A 21515-nucleotide genomic window follows, 5' to 3' on the forward strand; every position below is an offset into this window, starting at 1 on the left:
CATGTCCAAAGTTAAGTTGATAATTCTGTTTAAAATCTGTCTCTTGAGATTAATACTCTCTCAAGGCCTTAAATGCGGCGGCAATTTTGTCGTGATCTTTAATCCCAGGGGCACTTTCCAGACCCGAATTAAAGTCGAGTCCATAGAAGCCCTGCTGGCTCGCATCTGCTGCCAACTGTGGGGTCAAACCGCCGGCCAACATGGCCGCATGCTTGTTCGGTAGTGCCTGTTGCCAGTTGAAAGTGACGCCTGTACCGCCAAATTGTGACCTTCCGGATTGACTGCTCTTACTGTCGAACAGTACCCGGTCCACGTTTGCGGGCACCGAGATAGCGCTCTGGCTCTCTACATCGGCATTGACGGCAACCGCTTTCCATATCTGCGCCTTACAGTTCATTGCGCTCAGCGCCGCTCTTATCTGAGCTATCTCATATTCAGATTCGCTGCCATGAAGCTGCACGGCAAAGAGGTTTAGCTGCTTTGCTATCTTGGCGATAAGCTGCGGCTCTTCGTTAACAAAGACACCAATAAAGTTAAGCGCGGGTCCGGTGGCCCTGTGATGCTCGACCAGTTCGCTGGCGCGCTCAAGGCTCACTCCACGGGGAGATTTTGGATAAAAAATCAATCCGCCATAGATAGCACCGGCATCGGCCACGGCCTGGATATCTTCACCGCGGGTCAAGCCGCATACTTTATTATGGCCCAGGGTGAGGGTGCGGCAAGCCAGGTCCAGATCTTCTTCGGCCATCAGGGAGCTGCCCACCAGAAAGCCATCGACCAGTGGACTTAACCGGCGTACCTGAGTCTGATTATAGATACCCGACTCGCTGATAACGACTCTGTCTGAGGGAATATGAGGCGCCAGTGCTTCTGTGGTGGCCAGGTCAGTTGAGAGATCCCGCAGGTTTCTGTTGTTGATGCCGATAATAGCCGCATCGAGCGCTATGGCACGTTTAAGCTCCTGCTCGTTGCTCACCTCGGTAAGCATGTCGAGCTGGTATTTCTCGGCTTCGGCGGCAAGTGCACGATACTGTTCATCATCGAGTACTGACAGCATTAGCAAGATGGCGTCGGCGCCCTGGTGAGCGGCGAGTCTGACCTGATATCGGTCGACGAAGAAGTCTTTGCATAAGATGGGCTGCTTCACGCGAGCGCGCACCTTGGGAATGTAATCCATGTCACCCTGGAAAAACTGCTCATCGGTGAGTACCGATATTGCGGCCGCGTAGTAATTGTAAACATCGGCTATCGCCTCGACATCGAACCGCTCACGAATGAGCCCCTTAGATGGGCTGGCTTTCTTGCACTCGAAGATAAAGCCGGCATTGGGGGCCTTCAAGGCATCGAACAGGCTACGGTCTGAGATCTTGGGTTCAAGTGTCGCTTCCGGAAAGCGTAATTTCAGCGCGTCTATGTGGGCCGCTTTGGTATCGACTATCCTGGTTAATACGTTACTCTCTTTGGTTGTAGATGAACTGCTCACACTCATGCTCCGGCTGTTGTTTGGTTAGTGCTCGCGCTGGCAAGCTGCTTTAGAAGTGAATAGGCTTTGCCACTGGCGAGCGTCGCCTTTGCCAGCGAGGTGCCGGCTTCCACGCTATCACACACTCCAGAGATGTAGAGGGCGCAACCGGCATTGACCGCGACTGCGTTAGTATGTGCCGTCAGGCCCTGTCCCTGTAAGATTGCACGGGTGAACCCGGCATTCTCTTCAGGAGAGCCGCCCTCTAACTCTTTCAGATCTGCCTCAGGCACACCCAGCATCTGTGGGGTTAAGATATATTGTTTCAGCTCGCCATCGGTGAGTTCGCACACTGAAGTATTACCATGTACGGCGACTTCGTCCAGTCCACTTCCGTGTACCACCATGGCGCGTTTCATCCCCAGGGCTTTGAGTACCTCTGCAATGGGCCTGACCAACTCTTCGCTGTATACGCCGAGTAAGATGTAGTCAGGTTGTGATGGGTTGATCAGTGGCCCGAGGACATTGAACAGAGTACGGGTTTTAAGCGCCTGTCTGACCGGAACCGCGTGACGCACGCCGCCATGATAGTGGGGAGCAAAAAGGAAGCAGAGCCCCAATTTATCTAAACAGTCACGGGCGGTCTCAGGTGCCATGGTCAGGTCGATACCAAATTGCGCCAGCAGATCTGATGAGCCTGACTTGCTGGAGACACTGCGATTGCCATGCTTAGCCACCTTTGCCCCTGAGGCTGCGGCAACGAAGGCCGCCGTAGTGGAGATATTAATGGTGTTATGACCATCGCCACCGGTACCGACGATATCGACGATCCCCTGGCTTCGGGTCGCTTCATTTGGAGCGGGGAATGCCTTGGCCGCTCCGCGAAGAGCATCTGCCGCGCCGGATATCTCCTCAATAGTTTCGCCGCGCATCTTCATGGCCACTAACATTCCTGCCATTGCCACTTCGCTCATCTCGCCGTTTATGATGGCGCTGAACAGTTGTTTGGCTTCGCTGCGTGAGACGCTGCTTCCCCGGTATAGTTTGTCGATGAGTGGTTGAAGATCTGTATTGTTGCTCATGCGCCTGCTCCCTCTTCTGCTTCACTGCAGGTTAGATAGTTAAGAGTTTGGATCAGCAGCTGACTGCCGAGGGTTGTGAGTATCGATTCGGGGTGAAATTGAAAGCCGACGGCCTTGTATTGACGATGAGATATCGCCATCGGCATCTGTTCGGTGGTGGCGATAACGTCCAAACATTGAGGGACGTGAGTCGCAACTAAGCTGTGGTACCTGGCCACTGGCAGTGGTGACGGTAACCCCTGAAATATCCCCTCTTGTCGATGATATGTCGGGCTGGCCTTACCATGTACCACCTCTGCGGCGCGTTCGACCTTGCCGCCGAAATGCTCGATCATCGCCTGGTGACCCAGGCAGATACCTAGCATGGGGACTTTACCGGCTAATTTTTCGATCAGCTCCATCAGACATCCCGCTTCATGGGGAGCACCGGGGCCCGGAGACAGCACCAGTGCGGCCCTGTCTGTTTCGTTGAGAACCTTATCGGCAATAAAGTCAGCGTCCAGGTCATTACGGTAGATAACAACCTCATAGCCCAGGCTTCTGAACTGGTCGACTAAGTTGTAGGTGAATGAGTCAAAGTTATCGAGTAGATACAGCTTCATAATCCACCTCCGAGTTTAATTGCTGATATCACGGCCTGGGCTTTTTGACGGGTTTCGTCGGCTTCGGCTTGTGGATCAGAGTCAAATACGACCCCGGCTCCCGCCTGTATGTGGGCTGTTCCGTCTTTGACAAAGGCTGAACGAATGACGATACAGGTATCCATATCTCCCAGGCCGTTGAGATAGCCCACAGCGCCGCCATAACTGCCACGACGGCTCTTTTCTGCGGCTCTGATAAGCTGGGCTGCACTCACTTTGGGTGCTCCGGTTAGTGTCCCCATATTCATGCAGGCCTGATAAGCGTGCAGGGCGTCGAGATCGCTGCGAAGTTGTCCGGTAACGCGGCTAACTAAGTGCATCACATGAGAGTATCGGTCGACTTTCAGCAGTTCAGCAACCTTACGACTGCCGCTTTGACTGATCCGGGCGATATCATTGCGAGCCAGATCGACCAACATCAGGTGTTCAGACAGCTCCTTCTTATCGAGGCGAAGCTCCAGTTCTATTCGGCTATCGAGATCGAAATCTATATCCCCGTCGGCGGTTTTACCCCGTTTACGGGTTCCGGCTATGGGATAGATCTCGACCTGGTTTGTGTGGGCTTCATATTTGAGTGCGCTTTCGGGAGACGCACCGAAGAGGGTGAAATCATCGCCCCTGAAATAGAACATATAAGGGCTTGGATTTGTCTGTCTCAATGCCCGGTATGCACCTAATGTATTTGGACAAGGCAGGTTAAAGCTGCGTGATGGCACCACCTGAAAGATGTCTCCGGCGACAATATTTGACTTGAGCTCGTTAACCGTTGCCTTAAAGTCATCGTCACTGATGTTAACCCGGGTCTGTGCATCCAGTGTGACCAACTCATTAACGCTGACCTCTTCATCTGAGAGTGTTTGCAGTGTTTGAACTCTTTGCTTAAGCACTGAGGCGTAGTCGGAATCGGCAAGGCTGTTGCCGGCGCTGAACTCATGGGTCACTATGTTGGCTTGTTGCTGCTGGTGATCGATTAAAATCAATGTCTCGGCGAGATAGAAGAGGTAGTCGGGGCAGGTGTTATCCCCCAGAGGAACCTGAGGCAGCGGTTCTACTGTGTCAATCAGGTCATAGGCTAGCACCCCTCCTAAGAACAGATCCTCGAAGCCAGGAGCGTCGCCGCACTCTATCTCTTTGATTAGAGCCCTGAGGCCATCGAGAGGAGAGTTTGACTTTAACCTGGCATCCTCATCGAGTTGAGCGACCGCTCTGCTTAAGATGATAGTTAATACATCACCATCTAAGTCCGATTCGGCTTGACGGAAGAAACCTTGAATGCCCTGGAGAAGCTTGTGACCGTTGGCTGTTAAAGCCGTGAAGGTCAGCCGGTAGTTATCGCAGCGGATCATCATGGCGGCATGGGTCATCACAATGCTTTTCAGATGATCTTTACTGTCTATCTCCGCCGATTCGAGCAGCATAGTATGCGGTGCGTCATGGGTAAGATGCTGATACAAGCTGAGGGGATCGGCATGGTAACTACTCACCTCCTTACTTGTCTTTACTTGGGCTATCTTCATCTGTTCTCTCGCTTTTTAATCGTTTTTTATCGCACTAGAGTTTGCTTGGCTTAGGTTCTTAATAAAAATTAAGTACAAAAAAGCCCGCAATCTATGCGGGCTTTTTTGTTGAATCTTGTCTCTTTTACATGAGCACAGAGTTTCACACCACCCGCTAAGTTGGGAAGTGCCACCACCAATTGATGTTTTGTGCTTGTGAAAATATGTTCATTCGAACCTTCAATAAGATCATGTAAAAATGCTTAAAGACACCAATTGCCTCCAAGTGGTTATATAAAAGCATTTGCAAGTGAACCCTGTCAATTGAATATTTTTAATTTTTACATTTTTGCACAAAATTCACATCGATAACTCAGATTATTGCCTGGCAGGGGGGGAGAGGGGGCAGAGAATTTGTCGATTAGGCATGTTTATTAGCCTTTCGGCAATAAACTCAAGTAGAATAAGCAGATGACAGATGAAACTATATTGGCGGATCTTCACAGCCACACGACAGCGTCCGATGGACAATTGACTCCTTCAGAGTTAATCGACAGAGCCATTGCCAATGGCGTCGAGATGTTTGCGATAACAGATCACGATACTACGGCCGGTTTAGCCGAGGCGCATGCTTATAATGATCGCCATGCGACGCCGCTGGCATTAATCAATGGCGTCGAGATCTCAACACGTTGGCATAACCATGACATTCATGTTGTGGCCCTGAATATCGATATCGAAGATAAACAGCTCGTTGAGTTTCTGGCTAATCAACGTAACTTACGTGAACTTCGTGCGAAAGAGATTGGATTGAGGTTAGCCAAAGCGGGTATAGAAGGAGCTTATGAGGGGGCCAGAGAGCTGGCGGGTGGAGCAGCACTGAGCCGGGGGCATTATGCCCGTTGGTTAGCCGACCATGGCTATGCGACCAGTATGGCTAATGTGTTTAAAAAATATTTAGCCCGTGGGAAAACCGGCTATGTGCCCAATAATTGGAACGACATGGCCTCGGCCGTTGAGGTGATTCAAGGTGCCGGCGGTATAGCTGTTTTGGCTCACCCCGGTGGCTATAAACTTTCGGCTAAATGGGTAAAGCGTCTGGTTAGAGAGTTTAAAGAGGCCGGTGGTGATGCCATGGAGGTCGTGGTCAGTCAGCAAACGGTTGAAGATAGAAATAATCTGATTGCACTGAGTTTGAAAAATGAGTTGTATGCCTCTCTCGGGAGTGATTTCCATTTTCCTGGGAGCTGGACTGAACTGGGAAAGAATATGTACCAGCCAAAAGGCGTCAACTGGGTATGGCAGATGGATAACTGGATAAGCGCTTAATATTACTGAATGTTAAAACTTATCCTAAAATATCTATATCTGTTCCGATAGCTGATAGTTTTAACTCAGGTGTGTTAAGTGAGACGAAATAAACAGCCCGATAATCTAAGCCCCGTGAAGCGGCGGATGATTACGGCAAATGCAGCTCTGTGGTCCGGAGCTTGCCAAATGGATAATTGGATGGGAGCGAGATGAGTCAGTTTTTTTATGTACATGAAGAGAACCCCCAGGCACGTTTGATCAATCAAGCGGTGACGGTGATCAAAAATGGCGGTGTGATTGTTTACCCGACAGACTCGGGTTATGCGCTGGGGTGTCTGCTCGGTGAGAAGGATGCGATGAGCAGAATTGCACGTATTCGTCAGATTGATAATGACCATAACTTCTCGCTGATGTGCCGTGACCAATCTGAGCTGGCCACCTATGCCAGAGTCGATAATCAGGCATACAGAGTATTGAAACAAAATACTCCGGGCCCCTTTACCTTTATCTTCAAGGCCACTAAGGAAGTTCCAAAACGCCTGCAGAATCCTAAGAAGAAAACCATAGGCATCAGGGTCCCGGATAATGTGATCGCACTTGCTTTACTTGAGGCGCTGGACGCCCCTTTGATGTCAACCAGTTTGATTTTACCGGGTGAGGAGTTTACTGAGTCTGATCCTGAACATATCCGTGATATTTTAGAGCATCAGGTTGACCTCATCATTCATGGTGGCTACCTGGGTGAGAAGCCCACTACGGTAATCGATATGTCAGAAGGGGAGATCGAGGTGCTGCGTGAAGGTGCCGGTGATGTGAGTTCCTTTATATAAGACTGTGCATTGTTTGCCTAACAGGGTATAATCGCGCGTTTCGCCGACTCGGGGCGATAGGGCCACCAGGTTGGTTTTACCCGGGTCAGCCCGATATGAATCATTGATACGCAAGGACAGTAGATGCAAGGGACTCAAAAAAGTTTACCCTTGGCTATTGTCAGAGGTGAGCCGGTAAAGCAATTACCGGCAGATCTATTTATACCGCCGGAGGCCCTCGAAGTTTTTCTCGAGTCTTTCGAAGGCCCCTTAGATCTTCTTTTATATCTGATCCGTAAACAGAAGTTGGATGTGGTTGAATTACCTATCTGGCCTGTGACCGAACAATATTTAGAGTATATCAATCTGCTTCAGGGTGGCAGAGTTGAGCTGGCCGCCGACTATCTGGTGATGGCGGCGACCTTAGCCGAGATTAAGTCTCGATTACTGTTACCCAGGCCTGAGCTGGAAGATGAGGATGAAGAGGACCCGCGGGCTCAGTTGATACGTCAACTTAAAGCCTATGAGGTTATCAAGGAAGCTCAGGAGCGTTTAAATGAACTCCCTCGTCTCGAAAGAGATGTGTTTCAGGCAAAAGCGACACCGGCCGATAATATCAAGCCGGTAATATTGCCGCCACAGGTGTCTTTGACCGAGATCGCCCGGGCTTTTGCTTCGGTTCTAAAGCGGATCGAAGCGACAGAGCACCATCATGTGAAACGTGAGGTTCTGTCTACCCGAGAGCGGATGAGTCAGATATTAGCACTGCTCGATGGTGAGGATTATCTGCCATTTGAAGCCTTGTTCGATATCGAAGAGGGGCGGGGTGGAGTCGTTGTGAGCTTTCTTGCCTTGATGGAGCTGATAAAAGAGCTTTTAGTCGATTTAAGGCAGAGTGAACCATTTTCAACCATATATGTGAAGGCGTATTGATTGAGCCAGAAAAAACAGCTGCAGATAAATCCGGATCAGCTTAAACAACTCATTGAAGCTAGCCTGTTTGTGATGGGCAAATCTGTTTCGATTAAAAGTTTAAAAGAGACGGTTTTGGTCAACTTCAATGTATCGAGAGCTAAGATTAAACTCGCGATAGAGGAGTTGCAGCAAGATTATCAGGGCAGGGGGATTGAGCTGGTGAGTGTGGCAGGCGGTTATCGATTCCAATCGATCGATTCATTAAGCCCTTTTCTTCAACCCCTATGGCAGGAGAAGGCGCCCAAGTATTCGCGTGCGACACTGGAGACCCTGGCAGTGATAGCCTATCGTCAACCGGTCACCCGTGGTGATATCGAGTTTGTTCGTGGCGTGGCAGTGAGTAGCCATACCATTAAAACTTTAACAGACAGGCAATGGATAAAGATGGTGGGGCATAAAGAGGTACCGGGAAGACCCGCACTTTATGCAACTACTACAGATTTTTTAGCCTACTTTGGCTTAGATACCTTAGCGGATCTACCACCGCTGACGGATACTGAGTCATTAGCGGCCCTCTTTTCAGATGTGAACTCTGCTGAGAAAGCAGGTGAAGAGGTTGGGCCTGAAGAAACACAAAACATAGAAGAGTCTACTAATGAGTGAAAAATTGCAGAAAGTCTTGGCCCGTGCAGGCCATGGCTCCCGTCGTGAGATGGAGGCATGGATTGCTGCAGGTCGAGTTAGTATAGACGGTGAGATAGCCAGTCTGGGTGACAGAATTGAAGCCGATGCCAAGGTTCGAATCGATGGCCGTGCTATCTCAATCAAATCCGAAGAGGATATCGTTTGTCGGGTGATCGCCTATCATAAACCGGAAGGTGAGATCTGCAGCCGTAAAGATCCTGAAGGTCGTCCAACTGTTTTCGACCGTCTGCCTCGAACCCGAGATTCACGCTGGGTTGCAGTGGGCCGATTGGATATCAACACCTCAGGTTTATTGCTGTTTACCTCTGACGGTGAGTTGGCGAACCGTTTGATGCACCCATCGAATGAAGTTGAGCGTGAATACGCCGTACGTACCTTCGGTGAAGTGAGTGATGCCTGCATTCAACATCTGCGTATGGGAGTCACCCTCGAAGATGGTCCGGCTAACTTTGATAAAGTCAAAGCGGCCGGTGGTGAGGGGATGAATAAGTGGTGGCACGTGACCCTTTCTGAGGGACGTAACCGCGAAGTTCGTCGCCTGTGGGAATCTCAGGATGTGCAGGTCAGCCGCCTTATCCGTATCCGTTATGGCAGTATCGAGCTACCTAAATCACTGCCTCGTGGCGGTTGGGTTGAGTTGACGCTTGAACAGGTTAACTACTTGAGAAAGACGGCCGGGCTGGAAGTTGAAAATCGCACCATGATAGGAACCGACAAGCACAGTGTTGCCCGTGCCAAGGTCAAGAGCGCTAAGATTAAGCGTGCGGTACATAAACATAAGGCTAGTGCAGCTAAGAACGGTCGTCAGCGCAGTTAACTCTGACACGACACCTCTCAATAATATCTACAATAAAAGGCCGCTATGAAGCGGCTTTTTTGTATCCGTCGTTAGCGGAACCGGGAGTAAATATCCGCAAACGCTATTGCGGCAAAGATAATTGATTAGAAAAGGTGAAAGGAAATCCTGGCGTGGCCCCTGAACCCGGATTTGCATTGGGCCGAGTGGGTCATGCGGGTCTCCTGTCGTTGAAACCCGCTCTCTTTACCAACTATTGTGCATTAAGTTGCTGACCATTGACTCCAACCGAGTCATCGCCCATCAGATAGAGATAGGTGGCCATAATCTCTTCTGCGGCTTTAAGCGTTTGCGGGTTTTCAGCCGGATAAGCATTGGCTCGCATAGCGGTACGGGTCGCACCTGGATTGATGCTGTTAACGCGCAGATTTGTACCATCATATTCATGGGCGATAGATTGCATCATCCCTTCGGTCGCAAATTTGGAGATGGCGTACTCACCCCAGAAGGCTCGCCCCTGGCGCCCCACTGAGCTGGAGGTAAATACCAGCGAAGCCTGTGGTGCTTTCTTCATCACAGGTAACAATGCCTTAGTCATCATGATCTCGGCGATGACATTGACCTTCATCACCTCGTTTACCGAGTCCATAGAGATATGCTCAAACGGGCCCAATACACCTAACATGCTCGCGTTGTGAAGCAAGCCGTCAAGCTGACCAAACTGCTCTTCGATAGTTTGAGCCATATCCAGATAGTTCTGCTCTGTAGCGCCCTTAAGGTCCAAAGGCACGATAGCCGGTTTAGGGTAACCCGCCTGCTCAATTTCATCATATACCGCTTCGAGTTTCTTAACTGTCTTACCCAGAAGAATTACCGTGGCGCCGTGCTTTGCAAAACTGATTGCTGCGGCGCGCCCTATGCCGTCACCCGCACCTGTAACCAGGATAGTTTTGTTAATGAGTAGATCTTTTGCAGCTTGATATTCCAACATGAGTCAATATTTCCTATCGACGGAAAAGCCCGCCACCTCTAGAGTCACCGATATGATGAACACTTGTTTTAAACAAATGATTGATTATTGTTCGCCTATTCGTTGGTCGAATGTGACAAAATTGTAGCTAACTCAATATTTTTACGTTAACTTTAGCTTAGGTAAGGACTTAGAAAAGTCCTCTTTGGTCATACATTCCGAGTATTGTGACCAATTTTTTGCTGAAAATAAAATTATTACAACAAGATTTGGGGAAAAAAGATGAAAAGACTCCTTTTGGGTGTTGCTATTGCATCTGCGCTTGGGCTTACAGGATGTAGTGAAGATAGTGTCGATGAACTCACGGATAAGGTTGAGCCTCTGATCCCTGAGTCTCATATTTTATTTAATCCTGATCCTGCTGTTGGTGACGTTCCTCTGCCCAATGATCTACTTTTTAGTGGAACGTTAGATGGCACCATTAACATCCCGGGTGAATCAGCCGATGGCAGCAGTGATTATACCGACCCCTCTATGGCACTTGGCGCACTCGATGGTTGGTCTACCACTGCACCTATCTCCATTAACGTCGACCCGGCAACCGATCACGACGGTAACGTGCTTTCCCTGGATGTGGCTTCGGTATTCCAGCCCGGTGCGGTAAGAGTGTTTGAGGCGACGGTAGGTGGCCCGTTATCGTCAGATCCTGAATGTAAAGCCGCGCCTTCGGTTTCTGCATGTAAAGTCGGCGCAGAGCTTCAGTTCGGTGTCGATTTTGTCTCCAAAGGCTCAGGCAACACAATTGCTATCGTGCCGCTTAAGCCACTCAAGTCAAATCAGTCATATATATATGCGACCACAGATCTTATCCTGGATTCAGAAGGCCGCAGCATAGCTCCATCGTCAACTTATCTTCTGCTTAAGTTAGATATCGAGACAAAACCGCTGGAAACGCCGGATCAGTTGATGTTGCAGACCTTAGTCAACAGTTACGAGAAGGGGATGTCAGCCGCCCATGGCGTGGATAGCGCCAGTATCAGTTACTCCGGCCTGTTTACCACACAGTCGGTAGCCGATGTCTATGAGACAAGTAAGCTGCTTATGGTGGACCCGACACCGGGTAACCCCTATGCACCCTCTATTTCAGTTCCGGTTCCGCATCCTCTGGGGATCACCGTGGCGCAGGCTGCCGGTCTGACTCCTGCCGATGGCGCCGCCTATGTGGTGTCGAGCCTGGCGGATGTGTATACCGCGCAGGTGACCCTGCCAACTTATGGCACATGTAATTCGGTTATGTGTGCCGGCATCAGTGATTACTGGAAGGCACTGGGTGATAGTCCTGTTTCAGTGCTTCTTGCACTTGAATCCGGCAGTATGAGTCAGCAGACCTATGGGGCACAGGCGATGGCTTATGGCATCGACCCAGCCGAAGGTATCGCTAACCCTGCGCTCCTGGCCGGTAAGACCTGGTTACTCGATGATGGCACTGCAGCGGATAAGGCTAAGCACCTGACTAAGTTTAACCCGATTCCACAGCCGACAGGCAGCGAAACGGTGCCTGTCCTGATCTCTATGCCTAATGCCGAACGCCTTGCCGCCTTCTATGCGGCTCAAGGGCTGCCATTTACACCTCCGACGCAGGGGTGGCCGACTAACCTTGCCATGCACGGTCTGGGCAGTGGTAAAGAGACCGCTTTAGCCTATGCCGGCACCTACGCCGCAATGGGAATCGCGACGGTAGCTATCGATATGCCGCTGCATGGTTCTCGTTCATTCGATGCCAACGGTGACGGTATCTATGAGGTCTCATCTTCAGATCCATCCTATGGGGCTGTGATAGGTCAACCCGATGCGTTCAAGAACGGGAACCCGTTAGTCTTTATCAATATCGAGAGCACCTTGAGTGTGAGGGATAACTTCCGTCAGGCAACCATGGATCACCTGGCCCTGAGAGCCTCATTAACCGGTCTTGCCGGTGGGCTTGCCCAGGCTCAGATGCCTCAGATGTTCGATATTACAAAGATAAGTGCTCAGGGCTTGAGTCTGGCAGGTATTGTAGGTGCAGATTTTGCTACCTACGCAAGCACGGGATTAACTCACCCCGATTCCGGTGCAGATTTGAGCTATGTCTATAAGCTTAATGCCGCATCGCTGGTGGCACCGACCGGTGGATTGGCTGGTACCTTTATCGGCTCGGCGACCTTCGGACCTATGTTGTTTGAGAATGTGACCGCAAGTGATACTTTCCAGGCGTTAGTCGATGAAGCGAATACCGAAGGTTATGAGCCAGGTACGCCGGAGTATGCCGCCCTTGTTCAGGCTGTCTATGCCGAGTTTTTACCGGCCTTCGCTTTTGCTGTTCAGACGGCTGTCGATAGTGCGGATCCGATCAACCACGCCGCCATGTTAAAGGCGAGCGGATTACCTATCCACCTGATTGAAGTGGTAGGTGATGGTGATCAGCATCTGCCCGATCAGGTATTGCCAAACAGTGTCGAGGGATTCCCGACGGCGGGTACCGAGCCTCTGATTGCCAACCTGGGACTGGAGTGTATCGATACGACAACGGCGGGCTCGGGTGCCGTACGTTTCACTAAGGGGCATCACAGCTCTATCATCAGTCCTGAAGGGCCGGAAGGTTCGGCGGCAGCGACCGTTGAGATGCAGCAGCAGGTCGCAACGTTTGCCTCTACCGCAGGAAAGGGAGATGCAACTATACTGGTTCAGGATAAGGATGTGATTCAGCCCTGCGCGGTTCCGGCGGGCTAATTTCACTTAACTCATTGGACGACACATAAAACCCGGCACTTGCCGGGTTTTTTCTTAATTTGTCATTAAGCTTAGGGCTGTTAGAATAGCCGTAACTTTTTGATAGAAACAAAAATGTATTAAGCCGGAGCATATTTTGGAATTTTTGTACGAATATGGATTGTTTTTCGCTAAAGCGATCACTGTTGTCTTGTCGATTATTGCCGTTGTGGTTGTTGTGTTGGCATCAGCGGTTAAACAAAAGGCAGAGAAGGGCGAGCTGAGAATGACTAACCTCTCTGAGGAGCTCAAGACTCTTAAACACGATCTTAAAGAGGAGTTACTCACAAAGAAGCAATTTAAAGCCTATGAGAAGCAGCTCAAGTCAGAGGAGAAGGCGAAAGAGAAGGCGCTGAAGAACCAAAAGGAGGAGACAGTCGAGCCTCGGGTATTTGTTGTTGACTTTAAAGGCAGCATCGACGCGGGGGAGGTCGCCTCTCTGCGAGAAGAGATCAGCGCTATCATCGCCATTGCCGAACCGGGCGACGAGGTGATCGTTAATGTAGAGAGCGGCGGGGGCATGGTACATGGATACGGGCTTGCCGCGAGTCAGCTGGATCGCCTGCGTCAGGCAGAGCTGCCGTTGACTATCTGTGTCGATAAGGTCGCCGCCAGCGGCGGTTACATGATGGCCTGTGTCGCTAATAAGGTCTATGCGGCACCATTTGCCATAGTTGGTTCTATCGGAGTCGTCGCTCAGGTGCCTAACTTTAATCGCCTGATGAAGAAGCATGACATAGATTATGAGCAACATACCGCCGGAGACTTTAAACGTACCCTGACTATCTTCGGTGAAAATACCGAAGAGGGCAGGGTTAAGTTCCAACAGGAGCTGGAGGAGACTCATCAACTGTTTAAAGCTTTTATCGCTCAGTATCGTCCTGAGCTGGATCTGAGTAAGGTTGCCACAGGTGAACATTGGTACGGTCAGCAGGCGATAGAACTAGGGCTTATTGATGCAATTTCAACCAGTGATGATGTGGTGATGAAGCTGGCGCTGGAGCGAACCGTGATAAAGGTACGCTATCAACGGAAGAAAAATATTGCCGATAAAATCGCCCATGGAGCGTCACTATCTTTCAATGCAATCTTTAATAAAGTGGCGGAGAAAAACCAGCCACTGAATTGAGATTAGCTCGCTGTTCCTGGAGCTGGCTTTATGTTTTTTATGCCGTGAGTTAAAGAGCAGATTCAAATTATTCCATTTATAAAGCCTGCATCTTGCAGGCTTTTTTGATACAACTCAGTCACTTCAGCGATTAATGTCACGTCGATTGAGGGAGAAACCTTTTTGTTAAAACGCCCCATGGATTTGTAACCGTCCGGACATATTAGTTTGAGACAAAATGTAAAAAGTACTTTTAATGGCAGGGTATTTCTTATACAAAATAGGAAACAATAATAAAGAAGACCCTAAATGAAGTGCGCTCAAAGTTATAAGCCCAACTTGATGGTGGGCGATCAATCTTACCCGGCATATCAATTACGGAATTTACTCAGCTACCTTAAACTGCACCACGGTGAAGAGGTTGCTTCGACCTTATGCTCACAGATCGGTGTCGGCATCAGCGAACTGCAGCATCTGCAGCAGATCTATGTTTGGCAGGCGGATTTCGCGATGGAGTTCCTGCAGCAGTACTCAGACGATCCCGAGATTGGCGCGAAAGTGGGCTGCCAGTATTCGGTAGAGGATTTGGATTTTTTGCTCAACTACTTTTATCGGTGTAAGACGATAGGGGAGTGCCTGCAGTTTGTACTCTCTCACCCGGAGCGGGTCGGGAGCTTTACCGATACACTGGTCAGCAGTGAGGAGGGCAAGTTACGGATCCGCTGGCTAAATACCGGTAAGATTAATCCCGGTCGCTACTCGTGTCAGTTTCAACACAGTGTGTGTGGATTAGTGACTGTTGGGAGCGGACTGGCGGGGCAACCGATCGTGTTCGAGCGAATTGCACTGGCCGAGAATGAGCGCAAAACCGATTATCTCGCTTCTGTGACCGGAGCAGAGATAGAGTTTGGAGCCGAGTTTAATGAATGGGTAATCGATCAACATTACCTCTCTCTTCCGGTGACTTATGAGTTTAATGAGAGCAAGATAAACAAGATTGAAGCTCAAAAGCCCTCCTATATCGAGTCTCTACTGGAATCTTTGCGCCAATCGTTCCCCGACTGCCCCAACATGGAGCAGATGGCGATACAGCAAAATATCAGTAGCCGAACATTGAGGCGTAAGATCTCACAGGCCGGAACCAGTTATCAAAAGTTAATCGATCAGGTTCGCTGTCAGGCCGCCATTGGTTTGATCTTGTCCGGGCAGAAGAGTATCGATGATATCGCAGAGATAATGGGGTTCGGCGATGTCAGCCATTTCAGGCAGAGTTTTAAGCATTGGTTAGGCCATCCCCCCGGGCATTTTTTGCGTTTAAATGAGACAAGCGACGATGGGGGACCGAGGTGCTGAGGGGCGAAGCGTTCAGCTTGCAGCTTGAACGCTCATTTAATAGCCCCGGCAAGCCCGTGTTGAGCTAAGAACGCTACCCATGGCAGTTGCCTATTGCGGGTGAGAGCGAGTCTATCCACTGTTTTATCACCTCAATGGCTTCAGTGTGGACCAGGCTCCGGCCTATGGGAGGCATCCTGTCCTTAGGCGAGTTTAACTCCTGCCTATAGAGCAGAATTGAATGTTCACCATCTCCGGGTACGATATCGTAAGATAACCCTTTTGCTCCTCCATCCCAGCCAGGCGGCTGCTTGCAGATCCCGTATTGGTAGCTTGTATGGTCAACCCCGAAACCCAGCCTCAATCCTGAGATGCTTGCAAAACCTTCGGCTCGGTGACAATGGGCACAGTTGATATCGATATATCCTTTTGCCCTAAGGGTCAGGTCTGCACCGCTATCTGTCAGTGCCGGCGCGTGGTCAACATCACTTAACTTAGGTAAGCCTGTGAGCCGTGACAGACTCTGCCAGAGTTGTAATTGGTTAACGGTCTGTCCGTTAAACTCTATATCATGGTTTAACAGGTGGGCCTTGAGTCCTATCGGGCGTATATGACTGGTTTCACCGTCATTTATCTGATGGCAAAGTTTGCATTCGGCCCGGCTCGGCAGATGGTAGTCGAAATGTTTAACCTCTGAGTGATGGTTCAAGGTGTGTGGTATATCGGCTCCGGCTTGTATCAGCTTAGCTTCGCCGTTTTGCCAGCGGTAGGGGAGGGTTGTCCAGCCCGATTCCCGGTGGATCAATAACCTTGTCTCGATGAGAGCTTCGTTTTCAGGACCTGTGACCTGAGTATCATAGGGCATCGAAAATGTCTTAGTTAATACGGTGCCTATGGGAAGCTCAAAGGTGTCGCTGGGGTGAAATATGGCCTGCTTCCCCTCGGGAATAAAGATGAACCTATACTTGCTGGCGTAATTGGTGAACAGTTGAGTCGAAAGTTGATAGGCCATGCCGGGGGCCACAGGATCTGAGCTGGGGATCTGAGGATCGATAAACAGCCCGTACTGGGCTAAGTTCTCACAATCCTCCAACATCAAGGCTTGCTGATTTATCTGGCTGCTTGTCTGATCACACAGCGAGCTTGGGGCTATCGGGTTATCGGGTTGTGCCGGTGCCTCGGCATTGGGAGAGTCATCACTCTCTGAATCTGAACCACCACAGGCGGCTACCAGAGAGAGGGTTAACAGTAGAATGAGTAGGTTTTTCATAGATCACCTGTGAAGATTGGTGTCACACTTCGGAGATAAGACATTGAAGAGGTAAAAGTAAAAAGGCCGGTGTGGCCGGCCTTTTTGCTTTGTACTTAGCCTATTGTGAGCAGCTCGCCATAGGCAGACGTTTGATCCATTCATGGATTAGCTCAACGCCCTCTGCGTGTGACAGACTACGGCCTATCTCCGGCATACGATCACCGGGCAGGTTGGTTTCCATCCTGAAATGAAGGATAGAGCGGTCCGGTGCCGTCGGTACGACATCGTAACTCAGTGAACCACCGCCATAAGCGACCGGCGACTTGCAGGTGCCGTGAGAGAAACCTTCATCCTCGTTGTAGTCTCTGAAGTACTCGAGTTTGAGCCCCGTGTTAGAGGCGTTGCCCTCGGGGCGATGACAGTGGGCACAGTTGATATCAAGATAACCTTTGGCTGTTTTCATCAGCATCTCATCAGTCATTGAACTTAACTGAGCTTCATCGCCATCTGAGAATGAGGGAACCGTATCTATGGTGGCGATATCCGGAACGCCCTGAAGGATACCTGCAGCCTGCCATTTCAGTAACTGGTTCATTGTTCCATCGGCATAGGTGTGCTCTTTATTCAGATAACGGGCCTTAGGACCGATAGGAACAAATACCGCCGGACTATCGGCATCGGCTTTAAACTGATGACACTGCTTACACTGATTCATGCTGGGCACGACATAGTCAAAGTCAAAGGTTTCGCCATTGTGAGTCACCTGCTTCGCCTGAATGGCACCGGCTTTAGCCAAGACTGCATCGGTTTTATCTGCGTTAAATATGTAAGGTAGTGCAGACCAGCCCGTTGAGCGACGGATAAGCAGACGGGTCTCGATCATATCCTCATTCTCTATCCCCCGTAGGCCGGTGTTCGCGGGTAGTGCGAAGGTTTTGGTGATAACGGTCCCTACAGGAAATTCCATGCTCTCATCTGCCGAATAGTTAGCCTTCTTGCCTTCGGGCACGAAGACGAAGCGATACTTGCTGGCATAGTCGGTAAACAGTTGAGTGTTCATATCGTAGGGCAGGCCGCCGGAGTTAGCGCCAAGTGTTGGATTAGAGGCATCGGCAAACAGGTTATAGTCTGACAGGTTCGGACAGTTAGCGCCTAACAGTGCGGGCCAGTTGACGCCGCTGCCGCTCGCTTCACAAAGGGCCAGGTCTCCGTCTCCTACCAAGCCACCTTCGCCTTCACCTATGCTGCCTCCGCCGCCGATGAGGTTACCACCATCACAAGCTTCGACATCATCGTCGACGCCACAACCGAAGATCTCATCGCCGAATGTCACCGTGTGAACCGGCAGGCTCACCTGAGCACAGTTCATGATCTTGTCCTGAGTCGGTTCATATAGCACGTCGGCAATACTCATATCTGTATTGTTGTTAGCGTAGAGTCGGGCAAATGAGACATCACCATTATCGCTTGCGCAGACGTTATCACTGCCGTCTTCGGCGAAGGGGGTCTCCTGCAGGCCCAAATACGCCGCCGTGCCGTTATTAGAAAGCATCTCTCCGAGGCCATCATAGAGGACGCCGGGGAACTTACCATGGGTAAACAGGTAGGCCTTAATGATATCGTCGATCAGATAGCCATTGGGCTTCTTACCATAGTCGGTGATGACGTTATCGTGAAGGTAGATGTTACGTGGTGTCGGTCTCCAGCCATCTTCGATGGGTTGACCCGGCTGACCATAGTTAGCAACGAACGTCCCCATATCCGGTTCGGCTATGAAGAAGCTGGTTATCGCTACCCCCATGGTGTCGTGGTTGGTGATCTCGTTATTGAAGATCTCGACATCATCGGTAGATAAAATAATCATACCGGTTCCAGGCGGTACGATATGAACACCGGCAGGGTTTGCAGAGGCGTTGGCAAAGTTTTTAGTATTATTGTCATACACCTTGTTGTTGAATATCCGAACGCTGGAACCGTACCTGTGGTTGTTGATCGGCAGGTCGAAAACTAAGATACCACCTGTATTGCCCATGGCTTCGTTATCATATACGTCGGCGTATTTTGAGTTCTCAATCTCGATACCCGCCACGTTCTCTTTTGCGATATTGCGGCGTACGACAATATATTGAGATTGACCCACATAAATACCGGCATCGGCACTTCCCCTGACGTAAGTATCTTCAATCAGAATGTTTTCACACTCTACTGGATAGAGGCCATAGGCGCCATTGCCTTCGTCGAGCTCGCCTTCCCAGACCGTGGCCAGTCGGCGAAGAATAATACCGTTGGTATTTTTGAGTTTAATACCATTATTCTTAGCTTCGTTGACCGAAAGATCCTGAATGATGACGTTAAGGGCATTTTGCACGAAAATACCATCACCGGTGACAGACTCCGAAAAGTCTAATACGGTCTCATTCATGCCGTATCCCATGATGGTGATATTCTTGGCGAGCGTACCATCACCATCCACATCGCCGTCGAAGAGTAGGGTAGAGGCTATCTTGAAGTTACCTTTAGGCAGGACAATGACGTCATTACTCTGTGCATTGATGAGCGCTTCCTGGATCCGCAGTGTGAGATCCTCTCCATCGGGGATCATGATCGCGCCTTCGGGAAAACTGGGGCCGGGCTCGGGAATTGGGGCAACCGTGCCTGTTTCATCCTCGATGATCGGTTCGTCGTCATCCGATGAACAACCGGCAATACTCAATGCAACGGCACTGGCCACCAAAGAGGGCAGTAACCATGATGGTTTCTTGTTAAACATAGCGTCTCCTGCTTATTTTTATTATTCCTTCCTTAGATTGCACTGACGTACTATATATGCAATGTGAAATCCGGCCAACAATCCCGTAACATCCTTGTTTCATTCTTGCCTTCGATGAATATCAAACGGCAGTGGTATAATTTATCTTTTTAAAACAAAGGGAAACGTAATCAAGGTAAACGCAGGTGGCTGGGTTGAATAAATGTAAAAAACTTGCTAGGGAGTTTAGCCGTTGAGCTAAAGGCTGGTCAGATATCGATACCGAAGCCGATGATGAACTGATAATCGTTTTTCTCGGGGGTAACACCACCTGAGTCGGCCTGGGGTTTATTGGTGTGGTCCCATACCAGAGAGAGGTCGAGATCAAACATATCGGTGAGTTCGATAGAAAAGCCTGCTAGTGCATGGTGCGTATAACCTCCCGACTTGTCATTTCCATGTTGAACTCGGTAGAGAGCATTAAAGTCGATATCTTCAGATAGCTCGGTATCGAATGCACTTTCTACCACTAACGCGCCACTACCGTCGTTATCGCTGGCATCTGTGGCGACATTGTCGAATTTGGTAAAGGTGTATGCAGGACCTCCGGAGATGCTCCAGTCTGACTTGGGGGTATCGAGAATGTCATAACCCAGACCGAAGCCAAGTGTGGCCTTATATTGAATGTTTTTTATCGGATCCAGATATATTTCGGCAAATATCGGCCGCAGGTAAAACTGTTTGGAAAGGTACCAGTCGAAATAGCTGTTCAGGCGGTGATTGTTGATATTATTCACGCCTTCAGACTTGGAGTAGTTGCCAAAATAATCGAGATTGAAGCGTGATTCTGTTGTCCGGCGATGGGCGTTGGCTATGGCACTATAATCCACCTGTTCGGCATTTCCCGAACGAAAATTCGCCCCGAGCGATATCTTGCTCGACCAGTAGTTTGACTCTGTTTGTTCACCGGAAATGAGTGTCATGACTTGACTGCGATCAAACACCTGGTCATCGATATAGAGCTTATCCCGTTGCAGACGTAGCAGGCCGGTTTTTGTGGTTAAGTCTGTAAAACCAACACTGATAACATCATGACTTTGAAGGACTAAAACATCTTCCCAGTCGATGAAAATTGTATCGAGTTCATCACTTTTAAACTCTAGCCTATCATCATAGAGGTTTTTAATTTCTCCCTTAAGCATTTCGAAAGAGCTTAATTGAACCCAGTCATATGATGAGTCGGCCGGAGGGAAAAGTTGAGCGGGTGCGTGTTGCGCTGAACCGTGTGGCTCGGATACCACACTCTGTGCCTGTACAGTAGAACTCAAGGGAAGAATCAGCCCTATGGTTACATGAGATAAAAGGTGTCTTTTTGTCTTGTTACTCATAACTTGTTTACCCGAATTGATATCTTGGCTGTGAGTCTTATGGCGATAATCTACATACAGGGCTTTTTAAACAAATAGCGAAGTCACTCACTGGAGATAATAAGCCGCCCTAAAGCGCGTCCTTAACCCACGGCAGGACAAACTCGGCGATATCTGCCTGAGCCAGGGTATTAGGATGTATCCCATCTCGTTGCATCAGTTCAGGTTTTGTTGCTATCTGGGTCATGAAGAATGGCATCAGGGTGACATTGTGATCGCTTGCCAGATCTTTATACACCTGTGAAAACATTGACGCATATCTGGGGCCATAATTTGGCGGGACCATGACCTCGGAAAGCAGTACCTCGACATCGTTAGCCTGGGAGAGGGTAATTATTTTTGTAAGATTTTCTTTCAGCTGTTGAGGGGTAAAACCACGTAGTCCGTCATTGCCTCCCAACTCGATCAAGATAAGCTCAGGTTTTGCAGACTCAAGCAGAGCGGGCAGTCTGCGCAATCCACCCGCCGTTGTTTCGCCGCTAACTGAACCGTTTATTATCTCATGCTCCGGCAGTTTAGCCCTTAGCAGGTTCACCCAACCTTTGTCTTCATCGACACCATAACTTGCACTGAGGCTATCACCTAGGATTAATATAGGGGCAGCGGATAATTGAGTGCAAAACAGAACAGTTGCCAGGGTCAGCAGACCCAG

General features: G+C 49.7%; 17 protein-coding genes and 1 other annotated feature. Of the genes, 8 read left to right on the forward strand and 9 right to left on the reverse strand.

Features of this window, described 5'->3' with window-relative positions; genetic code table 11:
• Positions 1-49: 49 nt before the first annotated feature.
• Genes trpCF through Q1B47_RS03180 form a run of 4 tightly spaced genes read right to left on the reverse strand, consistent with a single transcriptional unit; the run spans position 50 to position 4702 of the window.
• A complete protein-coding gene (gene trpCF, locus Q1B47_RS03165; RefSeq protein ID WP_299788488.1) occupies positions 50-1483 on the reverse strand; it encodes a bifunctional indole-3-glycerol-phosphate synthase TrpC/phosphoribosylanthranilate isomerase TrpF in 1434 nt (477 codons plus the stop codon).
• A 2-nt stretch (positions 1484-1485) separates the two neighbouring features.
• Positions 1486-2544, reverse strand: coding sequence for an anthranilate phosphoribosyltransferase (trpD, locus tag Q1B47_RS03170; protein ID WP_299788491.1), 1059 nt, complete (start codon positions 2542-2544; stop codon positions 1486-1488).
• Positions 2541-3146 (reverse strand): aminodeoxychorismate/anthranilate synthase component II, encoded by a 606-nt coding sequence (locus Q1B47_RS03175; RefSeq protein ID WP_299788494.1) that lies wholly within the window; start codon positions 3144-3146, stop codon positions 2541-2543. Before Q1B47_RS03175 ends, trpD begins: the two co-directional genes overlap by 4 nt.
• Positions 3143-4702 carry an anthranilate synthase component 1 gene (locus Q1B47_RS03180; protein ID WP_299788497.1) on the reverse strand — a complete coding sequence of 520 codons (1560 nt, stop codon included), beginning with the start codon at positions 4700-4702 and terminating at the stop codon, positions 3143-3145. The genes Q1B47_RS03175 and Q1B47_RS03180 overlap by 4 nt, the downstream gene beginning before the upstream one ends.
• Before the next feature lie 74 nt (positions 4703-4776).
• Positions 4777-4886 (reverse strand) — a sequence feature (Trp leader region).
• Between the two features lie 266 nt (positions 4887-5152).
• Between Q1B47_RS03180 and Q1B47_RS03185 the strand changes: the two genes are divergently transcribed.
• The 5 genes from Q1B47_RS03185 (at position 5153) to rluB (ending at position 9238) form a co-directional block, all read left to right on the forward strand.
• Complete coding sequence (locus Q1B47_RS03185) at positions 5153-6010, forward strand: PHP domain-containing protein (RefSeq protein WP_299788500.1); 858 nt, start codon at positions 5153-5155, stop codon at positions 6008-6010.
• Positions 6011-6201: 191 nt separating this feature from the next.
• Positions 6202-6822, forward strand: coding sequence for an L-threonylcarbamoyladenylate synthase (locus Q1B47_RS03190; protein WP_299788503.1), 621 nt, complete (start codon positions 6202-6204; stop codon positions 6820-6822).
• 123 nt (positions 6823-6945) lie between these two features.
• Positions 6946-7734 (forward strand): ScpA family protein, encoded by a 789-nt coding sequence (locus tag Q1B47_RS03195; protein WP_299788506.1) that lies wholly within the window; start codon positions 6946-6948, stop codon positions 7732-7734.
• Positions 7735-7752: 18 nt separating this feature from the next.
• Positions 7753-8379, forward strand: coding sequence for an SMC-Scp complex subunit ScpB (gene scpB, locus Q1B47_RS03200; RefSeq protein ID WP_299788799.1), 627 nt, complete (start codon positions 7753-7755; stop codon positions 8377-8379).
• Positions 8372-9238, forward strand: a complete 867-nt coding sequence (gene rluB, locus Q1B47_RS03205; RefSeq protein WP_299788509.1) for a 23S rRNA pseudouridine(2605) synthase RluB — start codon at positions 8372-8374, stop codon at positions 9236-9238. The genes scpB and rluB overlap by 8 nt, the downstream gene beginning before the upstream one ends.
• Positions 9239-9470: 232 nt before the next feature.
• Here rluB and Q1B47_RS03210 read toward each other — a convergent pair whose 3' ends face one another.
• Complete coding sequence (locus Q1B47_RS03210) at positions 9471-10208, reverse strand: YciK family oxidoreductase (RefSeq protein ID WP_299788512.1); 738 nt, start codon at positions 10206-10208, stop codon at positions 9471-9473.
• A 261-nt stretch (positions 10209-10469) separates the two neighbouring features.
• On the opposite strand from Q1B47_RS03210, the gene Q1B47_RS03215 reads away from it, so the two are divergent.
• The 3 genes from Q1B47_RS03215 to Q1B47_RS03225 all read left to right on the forward strand — a co-directional run bounded on the left by Q1B47_RS03215 (position 10470) and on the right by Q1B47_RS03225 (position 15456).
• Complete coding sequence (locus tag Q1B47_RS03215) at positions 10470-12956, forward strand: VolA/Pla-1 family phospholipase (protein ID WP_299788515.1); 2487 nt, start codon at positions 10470-10472, stop codon at positions 12954-12956.
• 136 nt (positions 12957-13092) lie between these two features.
• The gene (gene sohB, locus Q1B47_RS03220; protein WP_299788518.1) at positions 13093-14124 is read left to right on the forward strand and encodes a protease SohB; all 1032 of its coding nucleotides are present in this window, start codon (positions 13093-13095) and stop codon (positions 14122-14124) included.
• Between the two features lie 288 nt (positions 14125-14412).
• Positions 14413-15456 (forward strand): AraC family transcriptional regulator, encoded by a 1044-nt coding sequence (locus Q1B47_RS03225; RefSeq protein ID WP_299788522.1) that lies wholly within the window; start codon positions 14413-14415, stop codon positions 15454-15456.
• Between the two features lie 73 nt (positions 15457-15529).
• Here Q1B47_RS03225 and Q1B47_RS03230 read toward each other — a convergent pair whose 3' ends face one another.
• From Q1B47_RS03230 to Q1B47_RS03245, 4 genes are all read right to left on the reverse strand, one after another.
• Positions 15530-16705 carry an SO2930 family diheme c-type cytochrome gene (locus Q1B47_RS03230; RefSeq protein ID WP_299788525.1) on the reverse strand — a complete coding sequence of 392 codons (1176 nt, stop codon included), beginning with the start codon at positions 16703-16705 and terminating at the stop codon, positions 15530-15532.
• Between the two features lie 100 nt (positions 16706-16805).
• Complete coding sequence (locus Q1B47_RS03235; RefSeq protein WP_299788528.1) at positions 16806-19457, reverse strand: parallel beta-helix domain-containing protein; 2652 nt, start codon at positions 19455-19457, stop codon at positions 16806-16808.
• Positions 19458-19705: 248 nt separating this feature from the next.
• A complete protein-coding gene (locus Q1B47_RS03240; protein WP_299788531.1) occupies positions 19706-20824 on the reverse strand; it encodes a DUF481 domain-containing protein in 1119 nt (372 codons plus the stop codon).
• Between the two features lie 109 nt (positions 20825-20933).
• The gene (locus tag Q1B47_RS03245; RefSeq protein ID WP_299788802.1) at positions 20934-21506 is read right to left on the reverse strand and encodes an arylesterase; all 573 of its coding nucleotides are present in this window, start codon (positions 21504-21506) and stop codon (positions 20934-20936) included.
• Positions 21507-21515 lie beyond the last annotated feature (9 nt).

Origin of the sequence: uncultured Shewanella sp., assembly GCF_947501225.1 — a bacterium.
Lineage (GTDB): Bacteria > Pseudomonadota > Gammaproteobacteria > Enterobacterales > Shewanellaceae > Shewanella.